Here is a 20804-nt window from a genome sequence, read left to right as displayed (position 1 = left end):
ATTCCCTATGTTGCATATCTTCTGTCCTCACTGTGGCGAACTGCGCTCCGAAGAGGAATTCCACGCGTCCGGCCAAGCGCACATCCCGCGCCCGCTGGACCCGAACGCCTGCACCGATGAAGAGTGGGGCGACTACATGTTCTTCCGTGACAACCCACGCGGGCTGCATCACGAGCTGTGGATCCATGCCGCCGGTTGCCGTCAGTACTTCAACGCCACCCGCGACACCCTGACCTACGAAATTCTTGAAACCTACAAGATCGGCACCAAGCCGCAATTCACCGCCAAGGCTGCTGGAGAGAAGGTATGAGCCAGATCAATCGCCTGTCCAACGGTGGCCGCATCGACCGCAACAAAGCCCTGACGTTTACCTTCAACGGCCAGAGCTACAAGGGCTTTGAGGGCGACACCCTGGCCGCAGCCCTGCTGGCCAACGGCGTCGACATCATCGGCCGCAGCTTCAAGTACTCGCGCCCGCGCGGCATCTTTGCAGCGGGCGCCGAAGAACCGAACGCGGTGCTGCAGATCGGCGCCACCGAAGCCACCCAGATTCCCAACGTGCGCGCCACGCAACAGGCGCTGTACCAAGGTTTGGTCGCCACCAGCACCAACGGCTGGCCGAACGTTAACAATGACGTGATGGGCATTCTTGGCAAAGTCGGCGGCAAGCTGATGCCGCCGGGTTTCTACTACAAAACCTTCATGTACCCGCAATCGTTCTGGATGACTTACGAGAAGTACATTCGTAAGGCTGCGGGCCTTGGCCGCTCGCCGACCGAGAATGACCCGGACACCTACGACAACTTCAACCGTCATTGCGACGTGCTGATTGTCGGTGCCGGCCCTGCTGGCCTGGCCGCGGCATTGGCCGCTGCGCGCAGCGGTGCCCGCGTGATTATTGCTGACGAACAGGAAGAATTCGGCGGCTCCTTGCTGGACTCACGCGAAAGCCTCGACGGCAAGCCGGCGACCGAATGGGTTGCCAGCGTGATCGCGGAACTCAAAGCCCTGCCGGACGTGGTGTTGCTGCCGCGTGCCACCGTCAACGGCTACCACGACCACAACTTCCTGACCATTCACGAACGCCTCACCGACCACCTCGGTGACCGTGCGCCGATTGGCCAGGTGCGCCAGCGCATCCACCGTGTGCGTGCCAAGCGTGTGGTGCTGGCGACCGGTGCGTGCGAGCGTCCGTTGGTGTACGGCAACAACGACGTGCCGGGCAATATGCTCGCCGGTGCAGTCTCTACCTACGTGCGCCGCTACGGCGTGGCACCGGGCAAAAAACTGGTGCTGTCGACCAACAACGACCACGCCTACCGCGTCGCGCTGGACTGGCTTGATGCGGGCCTGCAAGTGGTCGCCGTGGCTGATGTGCGTCACAACCCACGCGGCGCCCTGGTGGAAGAAGCCCGCGCCAAAGGTATTCGCATCCTCACCGGCAGCGCCGTGATCGAAGCCCGTGGCAGCAAGCACGTGACCGCTGCACGCGTGGCGGCGATTGACGTCAAAGCACACAAAGTCACCAGCCCCGGCGAGTGGCTGGACTGCGACCTGGTGGCCAGCTCCGGCGGCTACAGCCCAGTGGTTCACCTGGCTTCGCACCTGGGCGGCAAGCCGACCTGGCGTGAAGACATCCTCGGTTTTGTGCCAGGCGAAGCCCCGCAAAAACGTGTGTGCGTCGGCGGTATCAATGGCGTCTACGGCCTCGGCGATTCCCTGGCCGATGGTTTTGAAGGCGGCGTGCGCGCAGCCAGCGAAGCCGGGTTTGCACCGGTGGAAGGCACGCTGCCAAAAGCTTTGAGCCGTCTGGAAGAGCCAACCCTGGGCATTTACCAGGTGCCCCATGACAAGCCGACCGCACGGGCGCCGAAGCAATTTGTCGACCTGCAAAACGACGTCACCGCCGCTGCGATTGAGCTGGCGACCCGCGAAGGGTTCGAGTCGGTCGAGCACGTCAAGCGCTACACCGCGCTGGGCTTCGGCACTGATCAGGGCAAGCTCGGCAACGTCAACGGCCTGGCCATTGCGGCCCGCTCGCTGAACGTGACCATCCCGCAGATGGGCACCACGATGTTCCGCCCCAACTACACGCCGGTGACCTTCGGCGCCGTGGCGGGCCGTCACTGTGGGCACATTTTCGAGCCGGTGCGCTACACCGCGCTGCAAGCCTGGCACGTTAAAAACGGCGCCGAGTTTGAAGATGTCGGCCAATGGAAACGCCCTTGGTACTTCCCGCGTAACGGTGAAGACCTGCACGCCGCCGTGAAGCGCGAATGCCTGGCGGTACGCGACAGCGTCGGCCTGCTGGATGCATCCACCCTCGGCAAAATCGACATTCAAGGCCCGGATGCCCGCGAGTTCCTCAACCGCATCTACAGCAACGCCTGGACCAAGCTCGACGTGGGCAAGGCCCGCTACGGCCTGATGTGCAAGGAAGACGGTATGGTCTTCGACGACGGCGTCACCGCCTGTCTCGCCGACAACCACTTCCTGATGACCACCACCACCGGCGGCGCCGCCCGCGTGCTGCAGTGGCTGGAAATCTACCAGCAGACCGAGTGGCCAGACCTCAAGGTGTACTTCACCTCGGTCACCGACCACTGGGCGACCATGACCTTGTCCGGCCCCAACAGCCGCAAACTGCTGGCCGAAGTCACCGACATCGACCTGGATAAGGACGGTTTCCCGTTCATGACCTGGAAGGAAGGCCTGGTTGGCGGCGTACCGGCGCGGGTGTTCCGTATCTCGTTTACCGGCGAGCTGTCGTACGAAGTCAACGTGCAGGCCGACTACGCCATGGGCGTGCTCGAACAGATCGTCGCTGCAGGCAAGAAGTACAACCTGACCCCGTATGGCACCGAGACCATGCACGTACTGCGCGCCGAGAAGGGTTTCATCATCGTCGGGCAAGACACCGACGGCTCGATGACCCCGGACGACCTGAACATGGGCTGGTGCGTAGGCCGTACCAAACCGTTCTCGTGGATCGGCTGGCGTGGGATGAACCGTGAAGACTGCGTGCGTGAAGAACGTAAGCAGTTGGTGGGCTTGAAGCCGATTGACCCGAATGTATGGCTGCCGGAAGGCGCGCAGTTGGTGTTCGACCCTAAACAGTCGATCCCGATGAAGATGGTCGGCCACGTGACCTCAAGCTACGCGCATAACTCGCTGGGTTATTCGTTTGCGATGGCGGTGGTCAAGGGCGGCTTGAAGCGTATGGGTGAGCGAGTGTTCTCACCGCAGGCGGATGGCAGCGTGATCGAGGCAGAGATTGTGTCCTCGGTGTTCTTCGACCCGAAAGGCGAGCGGCAGAACATCTGATAGACCGAGTCGCCTGCATCGCAGGCAAGCCAGCTCCCACATTTGGAATGCGTTCCCCTGTGGGAGCCGGGCTTGCCCGCGATGAGGCCAGAGCAGTCACCACAGAATTCAGAACAGGTGCTTTATGACAGCAGCCAATGTTTACCAACAACGCCCCACCACCGGCGCCAAGGCCGAGTCGTCGCTGCACCATGCCGACCTCGCCAGCCTGGTCGGCAAGGGCCGCAAGAACGCCGGCGTGACCGTGCGTGAAAAGAAACTCCTCGGCCACCTGACGATTCGTGGCGATGGCCATGACGCCGCGTTCGCCGCCGGTGTGCACAAAGCCCTCGGCATCGAACTGCCTGGCGCCTTGCAAGTGATCGTCAAAGGCGAAACCAGCCTGCAATGGCTCGGCCCGGATGAGTGGCTGTTGATCGTGCCAAGCGGTGAAGAGTTTGCCGCCGAACAAAACCTGCGCGCTGCCCTTGGTGAGCTGCATATCCAGATCGTCAACGTCAGCGGCGGCCAGCAGATCCTCGAACTCAGCGGCCCGAACGTGCGCGACGTGCTGATGAAGTCCACCAGCTACGACGTGCACCCTAATAACTTCCCGGTGGGCAAGGCGGTGGGCACGGTGTTCGCCAAGTCGCAGCTGGTGATCCGCCACACGGCTGAAGACACCTGGGAGCTGCTGATTCGTCGCAGCTTCTCGGATTACTGGTGGCTGTGGCTGCAGGATGCGTCCGCCGAATTTGGCCTGAATGTCGTTGCATAACGATCGTTCCCACGCTCTGCGTGGGAATGCATCCCGGGACGCTCCGCGTCCCAAGAGGGGACGCAGAGCGTCCATGGCGGCATTCCCACGCAGAGCGTGGGAACGATCAAGGAGTCACGCACAATGAGCCGCGCACCCGACACATGGATTTTGACCGCCGACTGCCCCAGCGTGCTCGGCACGGTGGACGCGGTCACCCGCTACCTGTTTGAGCAGGGCTGCTACGTCACCGAGCACCATTCGTTCGATGACCGTCTCTCGGGCCGGTTTTTTATCCGCGTGGAATTTCGTCAACCTGAGGGTTTTGACGAGCAAGCCTTCCGCGATGGCTTGGCCACGCGCGGTGAAGCCTTTGGCATGATCTTCGAGCTGACGGCGCCGAACTACCGGCCAAAAGTGGTGATCATGGTGTCCAAGGCCGATCACTGCCTGAACGATTTGCTCTACCGCCAACGCATCGGCCAGCTGTCGATGGACGTGGTCGCGGTGGTGTCCAACCACCCTGATTTAAAACCTTTGGCCGACTGGCACCAGATTCCCTACTACCATTTCCCCCTCGACCCCAACGACAAACCGTCCCAGGAGCGTCAGGTGTGGCAAGTGATTGAAGAGACCGGCGCCGAACTGGTGATTCTTGCGCGCTATATGCAAGTGCTGTCGCCGGAGCTGTGCCGCAAGCTCGATGGCAAGGCCATCAACATTCACCACTCGTTGCTGCCCGGTTTCAAAGGCGCCAAGCCGTATCACCAGGCCTACAACAAGGGCGTGAAACTGGTGGGCGCCACGGCGCATTACATCAACAACGATCTGGATGAAGGCCCGATCATCGCCCAGGGCGTGGAGGTGGTGGATCACAGCCACTATCCCGAGGACTTGATTGCCAAGGGGCGTGATATTGAAGGGCTGACGTTGGCGCGTGCAGTGGGGTATCACATTGAGCGGCGGGTGTTTTTGAACGCCAATCGAACTGTCGTTCTTTAGATTGCTATCGCGGGCAAGCCCGCTCCCACATTTGATGTGTGAATACCTTTGAATGTGGGAGCTGGCTTGCCTGCGATGAGGCCATCAGCAACAACACAAGGAAACAGCATCTGTACCCGAGCACTTAAACGCGCCGCCTGCCTGGGCGACGCGGTTCCATAAAAACAACAGCGAGGTGAAAGCATGTCTGGTAATCGTGGTGTCGTGTATCTCGGCAACGGCAAGGTCGAAGTACAGAAAATCGACTATCCCAAAATGCAGGACCCCCGTGGCAGGAAGATTGAGCACGGCGTCATCCTGCGCGTGGTCTCCACCAACATCTGCGGCTCCGACCAACACATGGTGCGCGGCCGCACCACTGCCCAGACCGGCCTGGTACTGGGGCATGAAATCACCGGCGAAGTGATCGAGAAGGGCAGCGACGTCGAGAACCTGAAGATCGGTGACCTGGTGTCGGTGCCATTCAACGTGGCGTGCGGCCGCTGCCGCTCGTGCAAAGAACAACACACCGGCGTGTGCCTCACCGTCAACCCGGCCCGTGCCGGTGGCGCCTACGGCTATGTCGACATGGGCGACTGGACCGGCGGCCAGGCCGAATACGTGCTGGTGCCGTATGCCGACTTCAACCTGCTGAAACTGCCGGACCGCGACAAGGCCATGGAGAAAATCCGTGACCTGACCTGCCTCTCCGACATCCTGCCGACCGGCTACCACGGCGCCGTCACTGCCGGCGTTGGCCCAGGCAGCACCGTCTACATCGCAGGCGCCGGCCCTGTTGGCCTGGCCGCTGCCGCCTCCGCCCGCCTGCTCGGCGCAGCGGTAGTGATCATCGGCGACGTCAACCCGATCCGCCTGGCCCACGCCAAGGCCCAGGGTTTTGAAATTGCCGACCTGTCCAAAGACACCCCACTGCACGAACAAATCGCCGCCTTGCTGGGCGAGCCGGAAGTGGACTGCGCGGTAGACGCCGTAGGCTTCGAAGCCCGTGGCCACGGCCATGAAGGCGCCAAGGCCGAAGCACCGGCCACCGTGCTCAACTCGCTGATGGGCGTGGTGCGTGTGGCGGGCAAAATCGGTATCCCTGGGCTGTACGTTACCGAAGACCCAGGTGCTGTTGATGCTGCCGCGAAAATGGGCAGCCTGAGCATTCGCTTTGGTTTGGGCTGGGCCAAATCCCACAGCTTCCACACCGGGCAAACGCCGGTGATGAAGTACAACCGCGCACTGATGCAGGCGATCATGTGGGATCGCATCAACATTGCGGAAATCGTCGGTGTGCAGGTGATCAGCCTGGATGACGCGCCACGTGGGTATGGCGAGTTTGATGCGGGTGTGCCGAAGAAGTTTGTGATTGATCCGCATAAGATGTTTAGCGCAGCGTAAGGCTTGGGGCAAATAAAAGGGCGACCTGTGGGTCGCCCTTTTTGCGTCTGGTGTTTAGGCCTGTAGGCGTCGGCTGATCACATCCAGCAAATCACAGCCATCACGCAACGGAATGGCGCAGAGCAGGGCGAAGTCCTGGAGCACGAGGTTGTCGGTGTTCAGGCCTTCGCGAAACGCCAGGTTTTCCATGACTTGGGTGACGGCGCGAATGCGGTAGACGGCGGCGTCGTGGAGCACGTCGAGCGGGACTTGGGTGTCGATGAGCAGGGAGGGCGTGGTGGCGTCGTGGCCGGTGAGCGGCATGTATCGGTTCATGTTTTAACCTTTATTTCAGAGAGTGAGGCTACCACTCACACGTCGCCAAACGAATGGGTGGCAGCTGTACGCAGGTTGGCGAACCGGTGAAATAAAGCAAAGGCCGGCAGACCCGAAGGTCTCCCGCGCACAGCCGCCATAAAGCAGCCTTACGCGTGCAAAAGCACCAGCAAAGGAGCAGGTGCTTTTGCATGCATTATTTCAATCGAGTCGCCAAACCCGTGTCGCCATATGGACGACCGCCGAACTATAAGCGCCATCCTCCGCCGGGAGCAAGTCGCTCGGCCAATGAAGCTCAAATGTGGGAGCTGGCTTGCCTGCGATGGCGGCGGGCCAGTCAACTTATCCTTGGCTGACCCACCGCCATCGCAGGCAAGCCAGCTCCCACAGGTATTGAGTTGTGTCAGCGAGTGGCCAGGGCGCCTTGGTACAGCACGGGGCCGGTGGGTTGTCCGGTGGGTGAGCCGCCTTGTGGCTCCAGGCTGACGGCGAGGGTCGCGGGTGCAGTCAACAGCGCCTGCTGTTCCTTGCTCAGCTGGATTCGGCCTTTACCCGAGCTCGGCACCAGGCCCAGGGAGACGGGTTTGCCACCGGCCGCAATGACCCACAGTTCCAGGGCGCGCGTCGGCTCTACAGCCGCCAACGTCAGCGGCTCCACTTGCAGATGATCGCCAAACGCCTGGACCTGCAACGCCGGTTGCTGGTTGGCCGCGACCAGCGTGGCGTTGTATTCGGCGCCGATATCACGCTGATACAGCACGCCCACCAGCACTGCGACAACTACCGCACAGGCAGCGGCCAGCAGGCGAAAACTCATCCAGAACGGTTTCTTCGCCGGCACGTGCAGCACTTGCGGCTCAATGCGTGCCTTGATGCCTGCCCACACATGATCCGGCACCGGCCGCTCGGGCACGGCGCCAGTCAGGCTGGCGAGGGCATCCTGCCAATGGCCGAGTTCGACGCGCAGCGCGGCATCGTCCAGCAGCAGGTTTTCAAAGCGCCGACGGGCAGTGGCGGGCATCAGCCCGATGGCGTAATCGGCAGCGAGGGCGCGGCGCAGGGTGGTGGTTTGGTAGTTCATGATTCAAGGCACCTGCGCAGGCGCTCCATGCCGCGGCGAATCCAGGATTTGACCGAGCCCAGGGGCGCCGCCAAGTGGTCGGCCAGTTCCGAGCACGACAGGCCCTGGAAGTAAGCCACGGTAATCGATTGGCGTTGCATGCCGTCGAGGGTGTCGAGGCAGCGGTTGAGGGCGCGGGCTTCGCGCTCACTGTCGAGCTGTTCGTAGGCGCTGGGGCTGTCGTCGAGCATGGCGTCTTGCTGGCCCTCAGCTAATGGCTGTTCGCGGTGTTTGCGCAATTGGTCGATGGCCAGGTTGCGGGTGATGTTGACCATCCAGGTCATCGGCGCGGCCAAATGGGCCTCGTAGCGCGAAGCGTTGTACCAGATACGCACAAAGGCCTCCTGCAGCACTTCTTCGGCCAGGTCTGCGCGCCCCATGAAACGAAACGCGACACCGTGCAGCCGTGGCGAAACACTGCGGTAAAGGGTCTCGAACGCCTGTCGGTTGCCCAGGGCACATTGGGCCAGCAAGGGCTGCAACGGGTCAGCATCATGAATGGAAATAGGGCTTCTCCAGGCTCTCGTTCGAGGGCGACGGGACTGCGCACGGTAGGCAGAGGGTAGTCCAGCTTGAGCATTCATTCCATCCGACTCCGGGCGGCGCTTGTGGGATATACGCGTGCGGGGAACATTTGGATGCAGATTTTTCTGAACTAATCTGCAGGTGGGAACATTCCTTCGGGACTGTCAGTCAAACGCCTGCTTTTAGCTCCTACATTCAGAGGTTGTCTTGATGAAGATTTCACGCGGTTTTGCCCTGTCCTGCCTGTTGACCGTGGCCGCCAGCCCGGTGTTTGCCGCAGGTTTCAGCCTCGGTGACGTGGCCAATGCCGTCTCCGGTGCCCAGGGCAGCAACAACAAGGCGGCGGCTGCGGCGCCTAGCTCTGAGACCGCCGGCCTGCTGAGCGCCTTGACCTCGCAACTGAACATCACCCCCGAACAAGCCGTGGGCGGTACCGGCGCCATGCTGGGCCTGGCCAAGAACAAACTGAGCGGTACCGACTACTCGCAACTGGGCAAGAGTGTGCCGGGCCTGGATCAACTCTCGGGCAGCAACTCCCTGGGCAGCCTCGGCGCGTTGAGCGGGATGCTCGGCCAGAGCGGCGGCAGCAAGACCAGCGGCCTGGACGGGTTGTTGGGTAACGTGAAGAGCACCAACGACCTGAACACCGCCTTCAGCGCGTTGGGCATGGACAGCGGCATGGTCAGCCAATTTGCCCCGGTGATCCTCAAGTACCTGGGCGGCCAGGGCGCCAGCGAATCGGTACTGGGCAAGCTGGCCTCGGCCTGGGGTACTGGCAGCTAAAGCGACTCTGCGCGCAGTTGTGCGATGCGCGCATCCTTCTCCATCCAGAGCTGGTTCACCCAGTTCTGGACGGTCTGGCGAAACGCCGGGTCATTCTCGTAATCCCCTTGCCACAACGCCGGGTCCAGCTCACGGGTGCGGATATCAATGATCACCTTGGGCACTGTGCCGCAGATCAAGTCCCAGAACCCCGGGATCTTCTGCTGCGGGTAGACCACCGTCACGTCGAGGACCGCGTCCAATTGCTCACCCATGGCCGCCAGCACAAACGCCACGCCACCCGCCTTGGGCTTGAGTAAGCGGGCAAATGGCGAATCCTGCTGCTTGCGCTTGGCCTCGCTGAACCGTGTGCCCTCCAGATAATTGACCACCGTCACCGGTTGGCGCTTGAACAGCTCGCACGCCTGCTTGGTGATCTTCAAATCCTGGCCCGCCAGTTCCGGGTGTTTGGCCAGAAAGGCCTTGGTGTAGCGCTTCATGAACGGGTAATCCAGCGCCCACCAGGCCAGGCCGAGGAAGGGCACCCAGATCAGCTCTTTTTTCAGGAAGAATTTGAAGAACGGCGTACGCCGGTTGAGCGCCTGGATCAGCGCGGGAATGTCGACCCAGGATTGGTGATTGCTGATCACCAGGTAAGACGTATCGCCGCGCAGTTCGTCGCCGCCACGAATGTCCCATTGGGTGGGGATGCACAGCGCGAAAATCAGTTTGTCGATCTCGGCCCAGGTCTCGGCGATCCACATCACGGCCCAAGAGGCGTAGTCGCGAAAGCGGCCGGGCGCTACCAGCTTGAGCAGGGCAAACACCATCAACGGGCCGAACAGCACCAGGGTGTTGAGCAATAACAGCAGTGTGACAAAACAGCCGGTGAGCAGGCGGCGCATAAGTAACTCTTGGAGTCGGGTGGACGGGCCATGATAAGCAAGCTGAGTCTAGAGGCCAAATCGCAAATTGCTGCACGAATGTGAGCTGACGCGGAGCGTCCAGAGCTGCATTCCCACGCAGAGCGTGGGAACGATCTAACTAAACAACGCTTTTGCGGTCTAGAATCCGCCTACTTCTTTCCAAGGAAATCACTTCGTGAAACTGCTCCTTGCCTTACTCGCCCTGGCTGCCGTGCCTGTCATGGCCGCCGAACCGACCCTCTACGGTCGCTACGAATACATCCAACTGCCGGAGATCGGCCAAACCTTCAAGGCCAAGATGGACACCGGCGCGCTGACCGCTTCGCTGTCGGCCCGCGATATCGAAACCTTCCAGCGCGATGGCGACGACTGGGTGCGCTTCCGCCTCGGCGGCAAGGACGCCAGCGACAAGGTCTACGAACACAAAGTCTCGCGCATCAGCAAAATCAAAAGCCGCGCCGATGAAGACGAGGACAAGGACGAAGCCACCGTGGCCAAGCGCCCGGTGATCGACCTGGAAATGTGCCTGGGCAACGTCAAGCGCACCGTCGAGGTCAACCTCACTGACCGCAGCAGTTTCAACTACCCGTTGCTGATCGGCGCCAAGGCCCTGCGTGAGTTCGGCGCGGCGGTTAACCCGGCCCGTCGTTACACTGCCGACAAACCGGACTGCTGATCGAGCCTATGCCGCACATCCTGATTGTCGAAGACGAAGCGGCGATAGCCGACACGCTGATCTTTGCCCTGCAAGGCGAGGGGTTCACCACTACCTGGCTGAGCCTTGGCCAGGAGGCGCTGGCGCATCAACGCCAGACGCCTGCCGACCTGATCATCCTCGACATCGGCCTGCCGGACATCACCGGCTTTGAGACGTGCAAGCAACTTCGCCGCTTCAGTGAAGTGCCGGTGATGTTCCTCAGTGCGCGCGACGGCGAGATTGACCGGGTGGTGGGCCTGGAGATCGGCGCCGACGATTATGTGGTCAAGCCGTTCAGCCCACGGGAAGTGGCGGCGCGGGTTCGGGCGATTCTCAAACGCGTCAGCCCAGGTGCCGCGCCGGCCGTGTTTCAGGTCGACCTGGAGCGCATGCAGATCAGTTATCGCGGCCAGGCTTTGAGCCTTACGCGGCATGAATTCCGCCTGCTGCAAAGCTTGCTGGAGCAGCCCGAGCGGGTGTTCAGCCGCGAGCAATTGCTCGACGCGGTGGGCGTGCCGGCCGATGCCGGCTACGAGCGCAATATCGACAGCCATATCAAAAGCCTGCGCAGCAAACTGCGGGGCATTGCGGCGGATGCCGAGCCGATCCAGACCCATCGTGGCCTCGGCTACAGCTACAGCCCGAGCCACAGCTGATGCGCCTGGGGCTGCGGATCTTCCTGGTGTATGCGCTGTTTATCGGCCTCACCGGTTACTTTGTGCTCAACACGGTGATGAAGGAAATCCGCCCCGGCGTGCGCCAGTCCACCGAAGAAACTTTGGTGGACACGGCGAACCTGCTGGCTGAGATCCTGCGCGATGACGTAAAAAATCATACCCTCGGCCAAAGCCACTGGCCTGAGTTGCTCAAGGCCTACGGCAATCGCCAGCCCGGCGCGACCATCTGGGGCCTGCCGAAAAACCAGGTTAACCACCGCATCTACGTGACCGACGCCAACGGCATCGTGCTGCTCGATTCCACGGGCGAAGCGGTGGGGCAGGACTATTCACGGTGGAACGACGTGTACCTCACCTTGCGGGGTGAGTACGGCGCCCGGTCCACCCGCAGCGAGCTGGACGATCCCACTTCGTCGGTGATGCACGTGGGCGCGCCGATCCGCGACAAAGGGCAAATCATCGGCGTGGTAACGGTGGCCAAGCCCAACAGCTCGTTGCAGCCTTATGTGGATCGCACCGAGAACCGCTTGCTCTGGTACGGCGCCGGGTTGGTGGTTTTGGGCCTGCTGTTGGGCGCATTGCTGTCGTGGTGGCTGAGTGTGGCGCTGCATCGGCTCACGGCCTATGCGCAGGCGGTGAGCGAAGGTCGACGGGCCGAGTTGCCACATTACCGTGGCGGCGAACTCAAACAGCTGTCCACCGCTGTGGAGCACATGCGCACGCAGCTGGAAGGCAAAGCCTACGTCGAGCATTACGTGCACACCCTGACCCACGAATTGAAAAGCCCGCTGGCCGCCATTCGCGGCGCGGCGGAATTGTTGCAGGGCGATATGAGCCGCGAGCAGCAGCAGCGTTTTATCGGCAATATCGACAGCGAAAGTGCGCGCTTGCAGCAGTTGATCGAGCGGCTGCTCAACCTTGCCCAGGTGGAGCAGCGCCAGGGTTTGGAAGAACAGACCCGCATGCCGTTGGCGGCCCTGGTCGACGAGGTACTCAAGGCTCAATGTGCACGAATCGAAGGCGCCGGCCTGCAGGTCGAACAGACGATAGCGGCGGACGTGAAGGTGTTCGGTGAGCCTTTCCTGTTGCGCCAGGCGCTGGGCAACCTGCTCGATAACGCCTTGGACTTCACACCGCCCGGCGGCACCTTGCGATTCAGCGCACAGGCGCAGCATAACGACGTCCAGGTCAGCCTGTTCAATCAGGCTGCGCCGATTCCCGACTACGCTTTGCCGCGCTTGAGCGAGCGTTTCTACTCGTTGCCGCGCCCGGTCAGTGGGCGCAAAAGCACCGGCCTGGGCCTCAATTTTGTCGAAGAAGTGATGAAGCTGCACGGCGGCGCATTGCAGATCGGCAATGTGCAAGGCGGCGTGCAGGTGGTGCTGCATCTCCACACAGTCTCCACAGTGCCCACATAAATCTCCCACAGGCGCGGTTCACGCTCTGCCCATCCAAACAGGGAGAGCCCCATGAACCGAAGCCTGCTGTTCAAACTTGGCGCCATTGCGCTGCTGATGCTGCTGTTGCTGATTCCGCTGCTGATGATCAACGGCATCATCAGCGACCGCCAGCAACTGCGAGACGGCGTATTGATGGACATCGCCCGCAGCTCCAGCTACAGCCAGCGCATTACCGGCCCGGTCATGGTAGTGCCCTATCGCAAGACCGTGCGCGAGTGGAAACTCAATGAAAAGCTCAACAAACGCTACGAGGAAACCCGTGAAGAGCGCGGCCGTCTGTATTTTTTGCCGGACCGCTTTGAACTCGACGGCAAGGTGCAAACCGAACTGCGATCGCGTGGCATCTACCAGGCGCGACTGTTCCATGCAGACAACCGCATCAGTGGGCGTTTCGAGTTGCCAGCGCAGTTGGGCATTACAGAAAACTTTGCCGATTACCGTTTTGAGCCTGCGTTTCTGGCGGTGGGTATCAGCGATATTCGTGGCATCGAAAACGCCCTGAAGCTTGAGCTGGGCAGCCAACGGCTGGCGTTCTCGCCAGGCTCGCAAGTGGACTGGTTGGGCGAGGGCGTGCATGTGACGCTGCCCGAGCAGGACAGCAAACAACCGGGCGTGGTGGACTTCGCTTTTGACCTGCGCCTGCAAGGCACCGAACAGTTGCAAGTGGTGCCGGTGGGCAAGACCAGCCAGGTGTCACTCGCGTCCAACTGGCCGCACCCCAGTTTTATCGGCAACTTCCTGCCGGCGCAGCGAGAGGTCACTGACAAGGGCTTCAGCGCCAATTGGCAGACTTCGTTTTTCTCCACCAACCTCGAACAAGCCTTGCAAACCTGCCTGGATCGCCAGGGCTGTGAAGACTTCAGCAACCGTAGCTTTGGCGTGAACTTCATCGACCCGGTTGACCAGTACCTCAAGAGCGACCGCGCGATCAAATACGCGCTGCTGTTTATCGCCCTGACGTTTGCCGGTTTCTTCCTCTTCGAAGTACTGAAGAACCTCGCGGTACACCCGATTCAGTACGCGTTGGTGGGCTTCGCGTTGGCGTTCTTTTACCTGCTGCTGTTGTCGTTGTCCGAACACCTGGGCTTTGCGTTGGCCTACCTGATCTCGGCGAGTGCCTGTGTATTGTTGATCGGCTTTTATGTGTGCCATGTGCTGCGCAGTGTTGTGCATGGCCTGGGCTTTTCGGTGGGGTTGGCGGCGTTGTATGGCTTGTTGTACGGGCTGCTGAGCGCTGAAGATTACGCGCTGCTGATGGGCTCGCTGCTGCTGTTCGGGCTGCTGGGTACGGTGATGGTGCTGACGCGCAAACTGGATTGGTATGGCGTGGGCAAGCGCAAAGGTCGGGAGGTGGCGCAATGATTGGGTTGCGTGAAGATCAGCAGGTGTGCGCGCAATTGGTCGGAAAAATCAATGCGTTATTTTATGCGGCAAATGGGCTGTGTGTGGCAAGCGGGCTTGCCCCGCGCTGGGCTGCGCAGCAGCCCCATAACCTGCCACAGGGGCGTTTCTGGTACACCGCGTTTTGCTTGACTGGGGCCGCTTCGCGGCCCAACGCGGGGCAAGCCCGCTCGCCACAAGGGAGCGTGGTTCACCCCGTTAGAGCGGTGGCTGAGTCTCCAGCATGGAAGCCCGTTGGCTGACCTCGGCATACCAGTCGGCAAGCTTGGGGTTGCTGGCGCGCCATTGCAGGTCGGGGTGGCGAAAGTCCAGGTAACCCAGGGCGCAGGCCACGCTGATGGCGGCGATGTCGAAGTGGCTGGCCAGTTCGGCAATCGCATCGCTTTCCAGCTCGGCGAGGGTGCGGTGGATCTTGTTGCGCTGCTCCTCCAGCCATTGGTCCCAGTGTTTTTCTGCCGGGCGCATGGCGGTCTCGTAACGCACCAGCACGGCGGCATCCATGATGCCATCGGCCATCGAGGCGAGGGTGAGGCGGCGCCAGCGGGCCGAGCCGTCACGCGGGATCAGCGGGTTGCCGACGTGCTGGTGGTCGAAGTAATCGAGGATCACCCGGCTGTCGTGCAGCACCGAACCATCGGCCAGGCGCAGGGCCGGGATCTTGCCCACGGGGTTGTCCTGCACCACCTGTGCGTCGGGGTTGACCGGCGTCGGCATGCAGCCATGCAAGGCCACGCGGTGCTGCTGGCCGGTCTCGATCAGCAGCACGCGGACTTTGCGAACAAAGGGTGACGCGGGGTTGTGAAACAAGGTCATGCTGGGCGCGGACATGGGCATTCCTCGGAAATGGCAGGGCTAGCCTAGTAGGATTGTGGTTGTTTTTGAAGGCCCTATCGCAGCGGTGCGACGACTCGACAAGCCAGCTCCCACACTTGACTGCGTACACACATCAACCTGTGGGAGCTGGCTTGCCTGCGATGAGGCCTTCAGCCACGCCGCTTAAGCAAGGCCCAAGCCCCAATGGCAGCAGGAATACCCAACCCCACCCAACTCAACGAATCCCACAGCCCGTCACCCAACAGCGCCGCAAACAACCCGGCAGCGCTGAGCAGGCCAATCCCCAGCGGAATGCCGAATACCTTCCAGAAACTCGATTGGCGCGGCTTCATGACTTGGCCGCCTTACGCCGCACAATCCACAGGTAAACACCGCTGCCCAACACGATGATGGTCAGTACATCCAGCACCGCCCAGAGGATCTTCATCGGCATGCCGCCATAGTCGCCAAAGTGCAGCGGCTGGGACATGCCCATGGCGTCCATGTACCACGGCCGTTCGGCGATGGCGGTGACGGCCAGGGTGCTGGCGTCGATCAGCACCGGCGTGAGCAGGTGTGAGGTCAGATGCGTGCTGCCCTTCATGAACACCGCGTAGTGGTGTTCGCTGGAAAAGCGCGTACCGGGGAAGGCGATAAAGTCCGGCTCCATGCCGGGCGCGGCCTTGGCGGCGATGCTCAGCAGTTCGGTGGCCGGTGCGCGTTGGGTCAGCGGCGGCGCGTTTTTGTACGGCTCGATCATGGCGCTGAGGCTGTCCTGGCGCCAGGCGGCGATGATCAAATCGGCGCAGGCGCTGATCACGCCGGTGACACCCACCACCAGCGCCCAGGTCAGCGTGACCACGCCGATCAGGTTGTGCAGGTCGAGCCAGCGCAGACGGGTGGATTTGTCTTTACGCACGGTGGCGAACTTCAACCGGCGCATAAACGGCAGGTACAGCACCGTACCCGAGACAATTGCCACCACAAACAGAATGCCCATGAACGCCAGCAGCAACTTACCTGGCAGCCCGGCGAACATATCCACGTGCAAGCGCAACAGGAACAGGGTCAACCCGCCATTGGCCGCCGGGGTTTCCACGGCCTCACCGGTGCGCGCATCCAGCATGAAGGTGTGGGACGAGTTGGGCTCGGTGCCGGCCGTGGCAGCCATGATCGCGATCACACCGTTTTTGTCGTCTTCGTCCCACGCCAGGTACTGCATGGCCTCGCCGGGGCGATGAGCCTGGGCTTTGGCCACCAACTGCTCAAGGTTCAGCTGCGGCGTGTCGGCGGGCATCTGTGCCAGTTCCGGCTCGTTGCCCAGCAGGTGGTCGATCTCGTGGTGAAACACCAACGGCAGGCCGGTGAGGGCGAGCAGCAGCAGAAATACCGTGCAGATCAGGCTGGTCCAGGTGTGGATGAAGGACCAGCGGCGGATGGTTTTGCTTTTCATGGTTCATCCAAATGCAAAAGGGCCACGGCGTTGCCGTGACCCTTGGGTGACCGTGTCAGTGGTTTACCACTTGTAGTTCACAGCCGCCACGACATTGCGTTCATCACCGTAGTAGCACCAAGCGCCGTCGCAGGTCGACAAGTAGTCCTTGTTGAAGATGTTCTTGGCGGTGACATCCACCGAGACACCAGCAAGTACTGGGTTAAGGCGGCTCAAGTCGTAATGCACTGCAGCGTCATACACGGTGTACGAACCTACGTGGCCGTTGGCTGTGTTCGCAGTGTTGCCGTAGGTGTCGCCCACATAGCGCACGCCAGCACCAACGCCGAAACCATCCAATACACCCGAATGCCAAGTGTAATCAGACCACAGCGACGCCTGATTACGTGGCACCAACTTCATGCGGTTGCCCTTGTCGTCCCCCTTGAGGATTTCGGTGTCGGTGTACGTGTACGAGCCCACCAGTTTCAGGTTGTCGGTTACTTCAGATGTGGCCTCCAGCTCCAGGCCACGCACGCTGATTTCGCCGATCTGGCTGGTGATGTTGTTTTGTGTCACCGAAACGTTTTGCTGGCGCAGGTCAAACACGGCTGCGGTCAGCAGGGTTTTGCTGCCTACTGGCTGGTACTTCACACCCACTTCAGTCTGTTTGCCCTGGGTCGGCTTGAACGATTCCGTAGCGCTCGCACTGGCGCCAGCAGTGGGCTGGAACGACTCGGTATAGGAGATATAGGGCGTGATGCCTGAGTCGAACACATAGCTCAGACCTGCGTTGCCACTGAAGGCCTTGTCGCGTTGCGTGTTGGTGGCGTCATTCAGGTTGAAGAAAGTGGTGCCGGTGTGAATCCAGTCTTCACGGCCGCCCAAGGTCAGGCGCCATTTTTCCAAAGCGATCTGGTCCTGTACGTAGAGCCCTGTCTGCACGGTTTTCTGGTTGTAATCGTAGAACGTGAACGGAGCGCCAGCCGGGCGTGGCTGGTTATAGATCGGGCGGTTCGGATTAATGCTCGCCGCACTACCTTCGACCCAGTGGTAGTCGGTGTTGGAGCGCTGGTGGTCCAGGCCCAGCAGCAGTGTGTGGCTTAGGGCCCCGGTTTGGAAATCGGCTTGGAAGTTGTTGTCTACGGCCAGTTGGGCGATGTCTTCATCCACTTTGTCGTAGATACGTTTCAGCATGCCATCTGCACCTACGGCAGTGTCGCCGTAGCTGGAGTAGGTAGTGTTGAAGGCTAGTTCGCTTTTGGTGTAACGCAGGTTTTGCTTGAACTGCCAGGTATCGTTGAAACGATGGTCGAAGGCATAACCGAGGGCGTAGTAGGTGCGGTCGTAGTAGTCCTGATCCGGCTCGCCAAGGTTTTTGTGATGCGAAATCTTGCCTGCTGGCGACCCCAGTTTAGTGCCTTGCAACGGCAGGAACTGGCCACTGATACCGGTATCGTCGCGGGTAAATTGCGAGAGCAGGGTAAGGTGGGTGTCGTCGTTGATATTCCAGGTCAGGCTCGGCGCGATGTTATAGCGCTTGTCTTCGATATGGTCGATGGGCGTGCCGCTATCACGCACCACACCGTCGACGCGGTACAGAAATTGGCCTTGATCATCGATCTTGCCGGTGCTGTCGAAGCTGATTTGCTTACGGTTGTTGCTGCCGACTTCGGCGCGTACAGCGTTGCTGCTTTCCGCTCGTGGGCGGCGGCTGACCATGTCTAGCATCCCGCCCGGTGGCGTTTGACCATATACCGAAGAAGCAGGGCCGCGCAGTAGAGTAATGCGGTCCAGGTTCCAGGTTTCCTGTTTTGGGTTGGCATAGGAGCCTTTTGGCAGTGGCAGGCCGTCCAGGAACTGAGTGGGTTCGAAACCACGTACCCGCAGCCAGTCGGCACGGGAGTCGCTGCCATAACTGCTTGCGATCACACCGGGCATGTAGCGTACGGCGTCATCCAGGTTCTGCACGCCACGGTCTTCCATCTGAGCACGGGTAACCACAGACATGGAGCGCGGTGCCTCAATGATCGGCGTATCCGTTTTGGTGCCTGCCGCGGTGCGAGTCGCGACATAGCCATCCACCGGTCCCCACGCACTTTCATAGCTGCCTGCGCCAATGATGCTGGTCTCTGGCAACGCCACGACACCTTCCGGGACAGGCACCAGCGTAAACGTCCCGGCACTGCTTTGCTCCAATTGCAACCCGGTGCCACGCAACGCCTCGCGCAACGCGGCCTGGGCATCGAATTGGCCTTTGACCGGTGCTGAGGTCTTGCCCGCTGCCAGCGAAGGGTTCAGCGTCAGGGCCAGGCCCGACTGGCTGGCGATCTGGTTCAGGGTGCTCGCCAATGGCGCAGCCGGCAGGTTGTAGGCGCGCACGTTGCTAGCCTGTTCGGCGGCGATCAGCGCGGTGCTCGTCAGCGGGGCGCTGAGGGCAATGGCCATGGCTAACAGGCTGGGGCGCAACAAGGTGTCTAGCGTGCGGGACATGGGGCGGCTCCTGAATGAAAATATTTCTCAATTGCCTAGGTGCCGGATGAGAATCAGAAAGTGATAGGGCTGGGTGAAAATATTTTTTTGAGGTGGCTTTGAGGGCCTCATCGCAGGCAAGCCAGCTCCCACCTTTAACGGTGTTCACAATTCCAAAGGTGGTAGCTGGCTTGCCTGCGAAGGCGATCGGCCAGGCACTGAAAAACCTAAGGCTTAGCCTTCACGGTCACCCACCACGGCGTGTGCTGCTCGATCTGCACCGGCAAGGTCGGCAGCAGGGCATTCAGCGCCAGGGTGGTGTCGTGCAGCGGGAAGCTGCCGGTGATGCGCAGGTCGGCCACGGTTTTATCCACGCCCAGGTAGCCGGTGCGGTAACGACTCAGCTCTGCAACCACATCGCCCAGGCGGGCGTTGTCGACCACCAGCATGCCGCGTGTCCAGGCGTCTGCGGCGGGTTCGACCACCCGCGCAGGGCCGAGGCCGTCGCTGCGCATCAGCACTTGCTGGCCTTGCTTGAAAATCTGCTCCTGATGCAGCGCCTCAGGCTGGGCGGCCACGGCAGACTGCAGCACGCTCAGGCGCGTGGCGTCGTCTTCGCGCTTGACGATAAACCGCGTACCCAGGGCTCGCAGGCTGCCATCACGGGTTTTCACATAGAACGGTCGGGCATCGTTGTGGCCGGTTTCGACCAGGATTTCGCCTTCCTGCAACACGATCAGCCGGCGTTTTTCATCGAAGCGCACGTCAATGGCGCTGTGGGTGTTGAGGTTGATCAGCGTGCCGTCGGCCAGCTTCAGCGTGCGTTGCTCGCCGGTAGCGGTGCGCTGGTCGGCCAGCCAATAGTGGATCGGCACGTAACGCTCGCCGGCAAACAGCGCCAGGCCGATCACCAGCGCGATGCTGGCCAAACCGCCGCCCAACTTGCGCACGCGCTGGCGAATGCCTTGGCGTGACTGCAACAGCGCCGCCCGCGCCGGGCCAGAAGCTACGCTGAAGCGCTGGTCGAGCATGCCCAACTGACGCCAGGCGCGTGCGTGTTCTTCATCACTGGCCAGCCATTTGGCGAACTCTTCCTGTGCAACCAGGCTGCCGTCGCCTGAGCCCAGCGAGAGTTGCCAGGCAATCGCCGCATCCAGCACACGGGCCGTGACCGGTTTGGAGCCTGTCACAGCGGCTCGCCATACAGTGCGATGTAGCACTGGCGAATGCCTTGGGCCAGGTACTGGCGCACACGTGGCACCGACACACCCAGGCGCTGGGCGATTTCGGCGTGGCCCAGGCCGTCGAGGCGGTTATAGAGGAAGGCAGCGCGGGCCTTGCTCGACAGCTTGCCGAGCAGGCGGTCGATGGCCTTGAGGTCTTCGAGGATCAGTTGCTGTGCTTCGGGCGAGGGGTGTTCGCTTTCCGGGATCAGCATCAGCTCGCTGAGGTACGCCTGCTCCAGCGCCGCGCGGCGGAAGTAGTCGAACAGCAAGCCTTTGGCGATGGCCACCAGGAACGCACGTGGCTCGCGCGGTTCGCGCAGCTCGTCCCGGCCCAGCAGGCGTATGAAGGTGTCCTGGCTCAAGTCTTCGGCGCGGCTCGGGCAGGCCACATTGCGTCGCAGCCACGCCAACAACCAGCCACGATGGTCGCGATACAACGCGCCAACAAGCTCACTGTGTGGGGTTTGGACCGACGACAAGGCATCACCGAATAAACAAGGGGTTTAAACTAACGAGAATTATTCGCGATTGTG

General features: G+C 61.3%; 20 protein-coding genes. 10 read left to right on the top strand and 10 right to left on the bottom strand.

The window, feature by feature from the left end; all coding sequences use genetic code 11:
- The first annotated feature begins 7 nt into the window (after positions 1-7).
- The 5 genes from HU759_RS28190 to fdhA all read left to right on the top strand — a co-directional run bounded on the left by HU759_RS28190 (position 8) and on the right by fdhA (position 6445).
- The gene (locus tag HU759_RS28190; protein WP_015886243.1) at positions 8-310 is read left to right on the top strand and encodes a sarcosine oxidase subunit delta; all 303 of its coding nucleotides are present in this window, start codon (positions 8-10) and stop codon (positions 308-310) included.
- Positions 307-3324 carry a sarcosine oxidase subunit alpha gene (locus HU759_RS28185; RefSeq protein ID WP_099550386.1) on the top strand — a complete coding sequence of 1006 codons (3018 nt, stop codon included), beginning with the start codon at positions 307-309 and terminating at the stop codon, positions 3322-3324. Before HU759_RS28190 ends, HU759_RS28185 begins: the two co-directional genes overlap by 4 nt.
- Before the next feature lie 124 nt (positions 3325-3448).
- Positions 3449-4081: a sarcosine oxidase subunit gamma family protein gene (gene soxG / locus HU759_RS28180; RefSeq protein WP_099550387.1), complete on the top strand. Its 633-nt coding sequence runs from the start codon at positions 3449-3451 to the stop codon at positions 4079-4081.
- Between the two features lie 123 nt (positions 4082-4204).
- Complete coding sequence (gene purU / locus HU759_RS28175) at positions 4205-5062, top strand: formyltetrahydrofolate deformylase (protein ID WP_056857793.1); 858 nt, start codon at positions 4205-4207, stop codon at positions 5060-5062.
- A 183-nt stretch (positions 5063-5245) separates the two neighbouring features.
- Complete coding sequence (gene fdhA / locus HU759_RS28170) at positions 5246-6445, top strand: formaldehyde dehydrogenase, glutathione-independent (protein WP_017137993.1); 1200 nt, start codon at positions 5246-5248, stop codon at positions 6443-6445.
- A 54-nt stretch (positions 6446-6499) separates the two neighbouring features.
- Here fdhA and HU759_RS28165 read toward each other — a convergent pair whose 3' ends face one another.
- The 3 genes from HU759_RS28165 to HU759_RS28155 form a co-directional block, all read right to left on the bottom strand.
- Positions 6500-6748 (bottom strand): hypothetical protein, encoded by a 249-nt coding sequence (locus HU759_RS28165; RefSeq protein ID WP_032865770.1) that lies wholly within the window; start codon positions 6746-6748, stop codon positions 6500-6502.
- Positions 6749-7163: 415 nt separating this feature from the next.
- Positions 7164-7841: an anti-sigma factor gene (locus tag HU759_RS28160; RefSeq protein WP_017137998.1), complete on the bottom strand. Its 678-nt coding sequence runs from the start codon at positions 7839-7841 to the stop codon at positions 7164-7166.
- On the bottom strand, positions 7838-8464 hold the full coding sequence (locus HU759_RS28155; RefSeq protein WP_017137999.1) for a sigma-70 family RNA polymerase sigma factor: 627 nt from the start codon (positions 8462-8464) through the stop codon (positions 7838-7840). Before HU759_RS28155 ends, HU759_RS28160 begins: the two co-directional genes overlap by 4 nt.
- 151 nt (positions 8465-8615) lie before the next feature.
- Between HU759_RS28155 and HU759_RS28150 the strand changes: the two genes are divergently transcribed.
- Positions 8616-9188, top strand: coding sequence for a DUF2780 domain-containing protein (locus tag HU759_RS28150; RefSeq protein ID WP_017138000.1), 573 nt, complete (start codon positions 8616-8618; stop codon positions 9186-9188).
- On the opposite strand, the gene HU759_RS28145 is transcribed toward HU759_RS28150, so the two are convergent.
- On the bottom strand, positions 9185-10072 hold the full coding sequence (locus HU759_RS28145; RefSeq protein WP_017138001.1) for an acyltransferase: 888 nt from the start codon (positions 10070-10072) through the stop codon (positions 9185-9187). The genes HU759_RS28150 and HU759_RS28145 overlap by 4 nt on opposite strands.
- 196 nt (positions 10073-10268) lie before the next feature.
- Here HU759_RS28145 and HU759_RS28140 point away from each other — a divergent pair, with 196 nt between their 5' ends.
- The 4 genes from HU759_RS28140 to creD are packed head-to-tail and all read left to right on the top strand — an operon-like array spanning position 10269 to position 14289.
- On the top strand, positions 10269-10769 hold the full coding sequence (locus HU759_RS28140; RefSeq protein ID WP_138452293.1) for an ATP-dependent zinc protease: 501 nt from the start codon (positions 10269-10271) through the stop codon (positions 10767-10769).
- Positions 10770-10777: 8 nt separating this feature from the next.
- Entirely contained in the window at positions 10778-11446 is a 669-nt protein-coding gene (creB, locus tag HU759_RS28135) for a two-component system response regulator CreB (protein ID WP_017138003.1), read from the top strand.
- On the top strand, positions 11446-12885 hold the full coding sequence (creC, locus tag HU759_RS28130; protein ID WP_170036878.1) for a two-component system sensor histidine kinase CreC: 1440 nt from the start codon (positions 11446-11448) through the stop codon (positions 12883-12885). Before creB ends, creC begins: the two co-directional genes overlap by 1 nt.
- 51 nt (positions 12886-12936) lie before the next feature.
- Positions 12937-14289: a cell envelope integrity protein CreD gene (gene creD / locus HU759_RS28125; protein WP_170036880.1), complete on the top strand. Its 1353-nt coding sequence runs from the start codon at positions 12937-12939 to the stop codon at positions 14287-14289.
- Between the two features lie 237 nt (positions 14290-14526).
- Here creD and HU759_RS28120 read toward each other — a convergent pair whose 3' ends face one another.
- The 6 genes from HU759_RS28120 to HU759_RS28095 form a co-directional block, all read right to left on the bottom strand.
- Positions 14527-15156: a glutathione S-transferase family protein gene (locus tag HU759_RS28120; RefSeq protein WP_170036882.1), complete on the bottom strand. Its 630-nt coding sequence runs from the start codon at positions 15154-15156 to the stop codon at positions 14527-14529.
- A 155-nt stretch (positions 15157-15311) separates the two neighbouring features.
- A complete protein-coding gene (locus HU759_RS28115; RefSeq protein WP_170036884.1) occupies positions 15312-15494 on the bottom strand; it encodes a hypothetical protein in 183 nt (60 codons plus the stop codon).
- Positions 15491-16594 carry a PepSY-associated TM helix domain-containing protein gene (locus HU759_RS28110; RefSeq protein ID WP_058420528.1) on the bottom strand — a complete coding sequence of 368 codons (1104 nt, stop codon included), beginning with the start codon at positions 16592-16594 and terminating at the stop codon, positions 15491-15493. The genes HU759_RS28115 and HU759_RS28110 overlap by 4 nt, the downstream gene beginning before the upstream one ends.
- Before the next feature lie 63 nt (positions 16595-16657).
- A complete protein-coding gene (locus HU759_RS28105) occupies positions 16658-19066 on the bottom strand; it encodes a TonB-dependent siderophore receptor (RefSeq protein WP_170036886.1) in 2409 nt (802 codons plus the stop codon).
- Positions 19067-19272: 206 nt separating this feature from the next.
- Positions 19273-20235: a FecR family protein gene (locus HU759_RS28100; protein ID WP_186617040.1), complete on the bottom strand. Its 963-nt coding sequence runs from the start codon at positions 20233-20235 to the stop codon at positions 19273-19275.
- Positions 20232-20750 (bottom strand): RNA polymerase sigma factor, encoded by a 519-nt coding sequence (locus HU759_RS28095; protein ID WP_017138011.1) that lies wholly within the window; start codon positions 20748-20750, stop codon positions 20232-20234. The genes HU759_RS28100 and HU759_RS28095 overlap by 4 nt, the downstream gene beginning before the upstream one ends.
- Between the last annotated feature and the right edge of the window lie 54 nt (positions 20751-20804).

Origin of the sequence: Pseudomonas sp. OE 28.3, from assembly GCF_014268205.2 — a bacterium.
Classification (GTDB): Bacteria; Pseudomonadota; Gammaproteobacteria; order Pseudomonadales; family Pseudomonadaceae; genus Aquipseudomonas; species Aquipseudomonas edaphica.
The sequence above is the reverse complement of the archived record's forward strand: the minus strand, read 5'-3'. Positions and strand labels throughout refer to the sequence as shown.